Annotated in this window: 6 protein-coding genes; 3 read left to right on the forward strand and 3 right to left on the reverse strand. The window is 65.6% G+C overall.

From position 1 onward, the window contains the following. Positions 1-30: 30 nt before the first annotated feature. Genes ACU18_RS13830 through ACU18_RS13840 form a run of 3 tightly spaced genes read right to left on the reverse strand, consistent with a single transcriptional unit; the run spans position 31 to position 1,244 of the window. The gene (locus ACU18_RS13830) at positions 31-681 is read right to left on the reverse strand and encodes an MBL fold metallo-hydrolase (RefSeq protein ID WP_050686400.1); all 651 of its coding nucleotides are present in this window, start codon (positions 679-681) and stop codon (positions 31-33) included. 35 nt (positions 682-716) lie between these two features. Next, positions 717-929, reverse strand: coding sequence for a hypothetical protein (locus ACU18_RS13835; protein ID WP_050686403.1), 213 nt, complete (start codon positions 927-929; stop codon positions 717-719). A 12-nt stretch (positions 930-941) separates the two neighbouring features. Then, the gene (locus tag ACU18_RS13840; protein ID WP_050686406.1) at positions 942-1,244 is read right to left on the reverse strand and encodes a putative quinol monooxygenase; all 303 of its coding nucleotides are present in this window, start codon (positions 1,242-1,244) and stop codon (positions 942-944) included. Between the two features lie 269 nt (positions 1,245-1,513). Here ACU18_RS13840 and betT point away from each other — a divergent pair, with 269 nt between their 5' ends. The 3 genes from betT to ACU18_RS13855 all read left to right on the forward strand — a co-directional run. Beyond that, complete coding sequence (gene betT / locus ACU18_RS13845; RefSeq protein WP_050686407.1) at positions 1,514-3,679, forward strand: choline BCCT transporter BetT; 2,166 nt, start codon at positions 1,514-1,516, stop codon at positions 3,677-3,679. Continuing rightward, positions 3,676-5,172 carry an aldehyde dehydrogenase family protein gene (locus tag ACU18_RS13850; RefSeq protein ID WP_050686408.1) on the forward strand — a complete coding sequence of 499 codons (1,497 nt, stop codon included), beginning with the start codon at positions 3,676-3,678 and terminating at the stop codon, positions 5,170-5,172. The genes betT and ACU18_RS13850 overlap by 4 nt, the downstream gene beginning before the upstream one ends. A gap of 4 nt (positions 5,173-5,176) precedes the next feature. Further along, on the forward strand, positions 5,177-6,000 hold an 824-nt coding region (locus tag ACU18_RS13855; RefSeq protein WP_197273583.1), incomplete at its 3' end, for a GMC family oxidoreductase N-terminal domain-containing protein.

The raw sequence follows: 6,000 nt of genomic DNA on the forward strand, positions 1-6,000 counted from the left end.
TAAGGGCTTACCAGCCGAGGGCGAGCCAGGTCACCAGCCGCGGGCGCGCCATTCGGGCAGGCTGGGGCGCTCGGCACCGAGCGTGGTGGGCTTGCCATGGCCGGGATGGACGACGGCGGAATCAGGGTAGGCGTCGAACAGCCGCTCGGTCACGTCCCCCAGCAGCTGGCCAAACCGTGCGGGGTCCGTGTGGGTGTTGCCCACGCCGCCGGGGAACAGCGAGTCACCCGAGAAGATGTGGGCGGGCCCGTCGGGGTCCTCGTAGACAAATGCGATGGAACCGGCGGTGTGGCCGCGCAGGTGCACCGCGGTGAGGTCGAAGCCGTCGAAGTTGCCCACGTCCCCGTTCGCCAGGAGGACATCGACGGGGACCGGCAGTTCCGGGGCGTCGTCAGTTCCGGCCGCCGTCCTTGCGCCTGTTTTCGCGACGAGTCCCGCCAGCGCCCGGACGTGGTCCCAGTGCCGGTGTGTGGTGGCAATAAGTTCCAGCCGGGGTTCCGCGGAAGTATCCGCTGCCGCGTCCTGCAGCAACCCCTGGATGGCCGGAAGGTCGTCGGCGGCGTCGATCAGCACCTGCGCGCCCGTAGCCTTCGCGGTCAGCAGGTACACGTTGTTGTCCACCTCGCCCACGGAGATCCGGCGGATGGTCAGGGCGGGCAGGTCGTACTCGAGTGAATCCATGGGCCCAGTCTAGGGATGCCCCGTGCCTGGCGCAGCTACACCCGCGGCAGGTTGGACGACGCCACAACAGTGCCCGCCGCGTTCCTGATCTGCAGGGCCGCCACATCCCCGCGCAGCACCGCTGCGTTCATCCTGCAGGTGACCGTTTGGGCGGCCCCCAGGAAGGTGCCGGAATCCAGCTCCCGGCCGTCGGTCCGGACCAGCACCACTTCGAAGGATTCCCCCACGGGGAGCCCGTCGATGGCCATCCCTCGCGGGTGCTAGATACCCAGGTCCATGGTGGTGGAGTAGATCTGCTTGGCAGGCGCGGCCGCCAGGATCTCACCGAGACTGCTGGCGCCTTCGGGCGTGGTGCGCCAGGCAGCGTAGTCGCTGTGGTCCTGGGTGGTGGCCCACTTCTCCACCACAAGGATGTGGCCCGGATCGGCATCGTCCACCAGGGCCTCGATCCCCTCATTACCCGGCCAGGCGCGTGTCGCTGCCAGCGTTTCGCTGAGGAACCGTGGGGCGTCCGCCAGCCGGTCAGGAGCGATCCGGACTTCAAAATGAACAATCGTGGACATGTATTTCCTTCGGTTCGGTGCCCCGGCCGGTGATGCCGGCCCGTCAAAGATGCAACGGGGCAGGATGCGGTTTTCTTCCGTTGCGGAACATTCTGCCGGGCAGCCTTGCCCGTGACAGGTTTCATAAAAGTCGGCCCTTTGGTGGTGGCGTTGATAGCGTCGAAAGTGAGCGAGACCCACCATGACGCGGGCTGACTGATTGCGGAGCGCCCCGACGAGCCACGCAAACCCCGCCGTCCACACCAGCCTCAAAACTGAAATGGGACCCATTGAGCCAGAATTCGCAACCGCCCGCGCACGCCGCGGGACCCTCATCCGAAGAAACGCAGCAATCTCCTGCCGCCAACGCCGCGCCCGCCGCCGAAGCCAAAACCAGAGTCAACAAAACAGTCTTTTTGGGCTCCGCCATCGGCGTGGTGGCCATCGCACTGTGGGCCATCCTCGCCAAAGACAACGCAGACGCAGTGATCGGCTCCATGGTGGGCTGGGTGTCAACCAACATGGGCTGGTACTACTTCCTGATCGTCACCGCAGTGGTCGTTTTTGTCCTGGTGGCGGCACTGTCGCGGGTCGGGAAAACGAAGCTGGGCCCGGACCACTCCAAACCGCAGTTCGGGATGTTCACGTGGGCGGCCATGCTGTTCGCGGCGGGCATCGGCATCGACCTGATGTTCTTCTCGGTCTCCGAACCTGTCAGCCAGTACCTGGCCCCGCCGCAGGGCGAGGGCGGCACGGCTGAGGCGGCACGCCAGGCCCTGGTTTGGACGCTGTTCCATTACGGCATCACCGGCTGGGCGCTGTACGCGCTGATGGGCCTGGCCCTGGGCTACTTCTCCTACCGCCACAACCTGCCCCTCAGCATCCGCTCCGCGCTGTACCCGATCTTTGGCAAGAAGATTGAGGGGCCCATCGGGCACGCCGTGGATATCGCTGCGCTGCTGGGCACCATCTTCGGCATCGCGACGTCCCTGGGTATCGGCGTCGTGCAGCTCAACTACGGGCTGAACTTTATGTTCGGAATCCCCGAAAACCTGGCGGTGCAGATCGGCCTGATCGCACTGTCGGTGGTGATGGCCACCGTTTCCGTGGTGTCCGGCGTCGAAAAGGGCATCCGGCGGCTGTCCGAACTGAACGTGATCCTGGCCGTCTGCCTGATGCTGTTCGTCCTGGTCACCGGCAAAACCAGCTTCCTGCTGGACGGGATCGTCCAGAACGTCGGCGACGTGATGAGCCGGTTCCCCGCCATGACCCTCGATACCTTCGCCTACGACAGGCCCACGGACTGGATGAACGCCTGGACACTGTTCTTCTGGGCCTGGTGGATCGCCTGGGCACCGTTTGTTGGCCTGTTCCTGGCCCGCATCTCCCGCGGGCGCACCATCCGCCAGTTTGTCCTGGGCACCATGACCGTGCCCTTCATCTTCATCGTCCTCTGGATCTCCATCTTCGGAAACTCCAGCCTTGACCTGATCATGAACGGCAACCTGGCGTTCGGCCAGGACGCCATGAGCCACCCGGAACGCGGCTTCTACAGCCTGCTGGCCCAGTACCCGGCAGTTCCGGTGACGGCCGCCGTCGCCACTTTCACGGGCCTGCTGTTCTACGTGACCTCCGCGGACTCCGGCGCCCTGGTGATGTCCAACTTCACGTCGCACCTGAAGGACGCGGACTCGGACGGCCCCGAATGGATGCGGGTGTTCTGGGCCGTTGCCACCGGCCTGCTGACCCTGGCCATGCTGACAGTGGGCGGTGTCACCACGCTGCAGAACGCCACAATTGTGATGGGCCTGCCGCTGTCCTTGCTGCTGGTGCTGATCATGCTGGGGTTGTACAAGGCGCTGAGGGTGGAAAACTCGCTCAACGACAGCTACCGCGCCAGCCTGCCCGGCATCATCACGGGGCGCTCCCTGGACCAGCGCGGCGGCCGGACCTGGCGGCAGCGGCTCACGCGGGCCATGAGCTACCCCGGGCGCAGGCAGACCACACGCTTCGCGGAAGCAGTGGCCATCCCGGCGCTGCAGGACGTCGAGGCCGAACTGAAGGCGCAGGGCGCGGAAACCGCGCTGACGGTAGCCACCGTGGAGGCCTGTGGCATCCAAAGCATCGACCTGCAGCTGGCCATGGGGGAGGAGCGGACGTTCAAGTACCAGATCTATCCGGTCCAGTACGAAACCCCCAGCTACGCCACCCGCCGCGCCGACCCGGACGACCACTACTACCGCATGGAGGTGTTTTCCCTGGAGGGCAGCCACGGCTACGACCTTATGGGCTACACCAAGGAACAGGTCATCACCGATGTCCTGGACCACTACGAGCAACACCTTGAATTCCTGCACCTGAACCGCGCAGCACCGGGCAACACGGTGCTCGTGGAGGATCAGGTCGCTAAAGACAACTGGGAATCAGACTTCGAAACGCAGGAGGAAACAAAATGAGCACCGAGACGCTATACATCGGCGGCACCTGGACCGCAGCATCCGACGGCGGCACCCGGGACATCCATTGCCCGGCCGACGGCGAATTGGTTGGCACAGTCTCCGAAGGCACCGCAGCGGATTCCACCCGCGCCGTGGAGGCTGCCCGGGCAGCCTTCGACTCAGGCGAATGGTCCGGCAAGTCGCCGCTGGAGCGCGGCACGTTCCTGATCAACGTGGCCAACCGGCTGCGGGAACGCAAGGACGAGTTCGCCCGCGCGGAAACGCTGGACACCGGTAAGCGCCTGGTGGAAAGCGAAATCGACATGGACGATATCGCCAACTGCTTCGAATACTTTGGCAAGCTCGCAGGCCAGGATTCGGGCCGGATGGTCGACGCCGGCAGCCCCACGGTGGTCAGCCGGATCGAGTACGAGCCCGTTGGCGTCTGCTCGCTGATCGCCCCCTGGAACTACCCGCTCCTGCAGGCTTCCTGGAAGATCGCCCCCGCCCTGGCCGCTGGCTGCAGCTTTGTCCTCAAGCCCAGCGAACTGACCCCGCACACCGCCATCCTGATGGTGGACGTGCTGCAGGAGCTGGGCCTGCCCGCCGGGGTGGCCAACCTGATCCTCGGCGCCGGCAAAACCGTGGGCACCGTCCTTTCCAGCCACCCGGACGTGGACCTGGTCTCCTTCACCGGCGGCCTGGAAACAGGAAAAACCATTGCCGCCTCCGCGGCCGGATCGGTGAAGAAGGTAGCGCTGGAACTGGGCGGCAAAAACCCCAACATCGTGTTTGCGGACGCCGATTTCGACGCCGCCCTGGACAACGCGCTCAACGCGGCCTTTGTACACTCCGGCCAGGTCTGCTCCGCCGGGGCCCGCCTGATCGTGGAGGAATCCATCGCCGAAGACTTCGTTGCGGAACTGGTGCGCCGGGCTGAGCAGATCCGCCTGGGCGGCCCCTTCGACCCCGCTGCAGAAACAGGTCCGCTGATCTCCGCCGCCCACCGCGACAAGGTCACCGCCTACGTGGACAAGGGCATCGCTGAAGGCGCCCGCCTGCGTTGCGGCGGCGCTTGGGGGACCGGGGACCTGGAGAAGGGCTTCTACTACCTGCCCACCATCCTCGACCAGGTCAAGAGCGGCATGTCCGTGGTGGTGGATGAGGCCTTCGGCCCCGTAGTCACCGTGGAAACCTTCAGCACCGAAGCGGAAGCCGTGCAGATCGGAAACGACACCCACTATGGGCTCGCCGGGGCCGTCTGGTCCCAGGACGCCGGAAAAACCCAGCGCGTGGCCCGCGCACTGCGCCACGGCACCATCTGGATCAACGACTTCCACCCCTACCTGCCGCAGGCCGAGTGGGGTGGCTTCGGCCAGTCCGGCGTCGGCCGGGAGCTGGGCCCCACCGGGCTCGCCGAGTACCAGGAAGCCAAGCACATCTACCAGAACACCGACCCGCAGGTCACCGGCTGGTTCGCTGACCACGCCGCCGCTACAGAGGGGAACTGAGATATTGAGCTCCGCAGTAAAGACTGACTTCGACTACATCGTGATCGGTGGCGGATCCGCCGGCGCCGCTGTTGCGTCCCGCCTCAGCGAGGACCCCGCGCTGGAGGTTGCCCTGGTGGAAGCCGGCCCGGACGACCGGGACCTGCCCGAAATCCTGCAGCTGGACCGCTGGATGGAACTGCTCGAATCCGGCTACGACTGGGACTACCCCATCGAGGAGCAGGAAAACGGCAACTCCTTTATGCGCCACGCCCGCGCCAAAGTGATGGGCGGCTGTTCAAGCCATAACTCCTGCATCGCCTTCTGGGCGCCCCGCGAAGACATCGACGACTGGGAGCAGAAGTTTGGCGCCACCGGCTGGAACTCCGAGCTGGCCTACCGGCTGTACAAGCAGCTGGAGACCAATGAGGACGCCGGCCCCGACGCACCGCACCACGGCGACAGCGGACCCGTGCACCTGATGAACGTCCCGGCGTCGGACCCCACCGGCCGTGCCCTCCTGGACGCCTGCGAACAGTCCGGGATTCCCAAGGTCCACTTCAACACCGGCGAGACGGTGATCAACGGTGCCGGGTTCTTCCAGATCAACCGGCAGGCTGACGGCACCCGGGCGTCGTCGTCCGTGTCCTACATCCACCCCATCATGGACCGGGCCAACTTCACGCTGCTGACCGGGCTGCGCGCCAAGGAGCTGACGTTCGACGCCGGCAACCGGTGCACGGGAGTGGCAGTGGTGGACAACGCGTTCGCTAAAACCCACCAGCTCACTGCGCGCGCAGAGGTGGTTGTTTCCACGGGCGCCATCGATTCGCCCAAGCTGCTGATGCT

Origin of the sequence: Arthrobacter sp. ZBG10, from assembly GCF_001238605.1 — a bacterium.
In the GTDB taxonomy this organism is placed as follows: Bacteria; Actinomycetota; Actinomycetes; order Actinomycetales; family Micrococcaceae; genus Arthrobacter.

Bases quoted from the DNA above. Each gene is read 5' to 3' on its own strand.
- ACU18_RS13830 (WP_050686400.1), bottom strand. From the start codon at position 681: ATGGATTCACTCGAGTACGACCTGCCCGCCCTGACCATCCGCCGGATC.
- ACU18_RS13835 (WP_050686403.1), bottom strand. From the start codon at position 929: ATGGCCATCGACGGGCTCCCCGTGGGGGAATCCTTCGAAGTGGTGCTG.
- ACU18_RS13840 (WP_050686406.1), bottom strand. From the start codon at position 1,244: ATGTCCACGATTGTTCATTTTGAAGTCCGGATCGCTCCTGACCGGCTG.
- ACU18_RS13850 (WP_050686408.1), top strand. From the start codon at position 3,676: ATGAGCACCGAGACGCTATACATCGGCGGCACCTGGACCGCAGCATCC.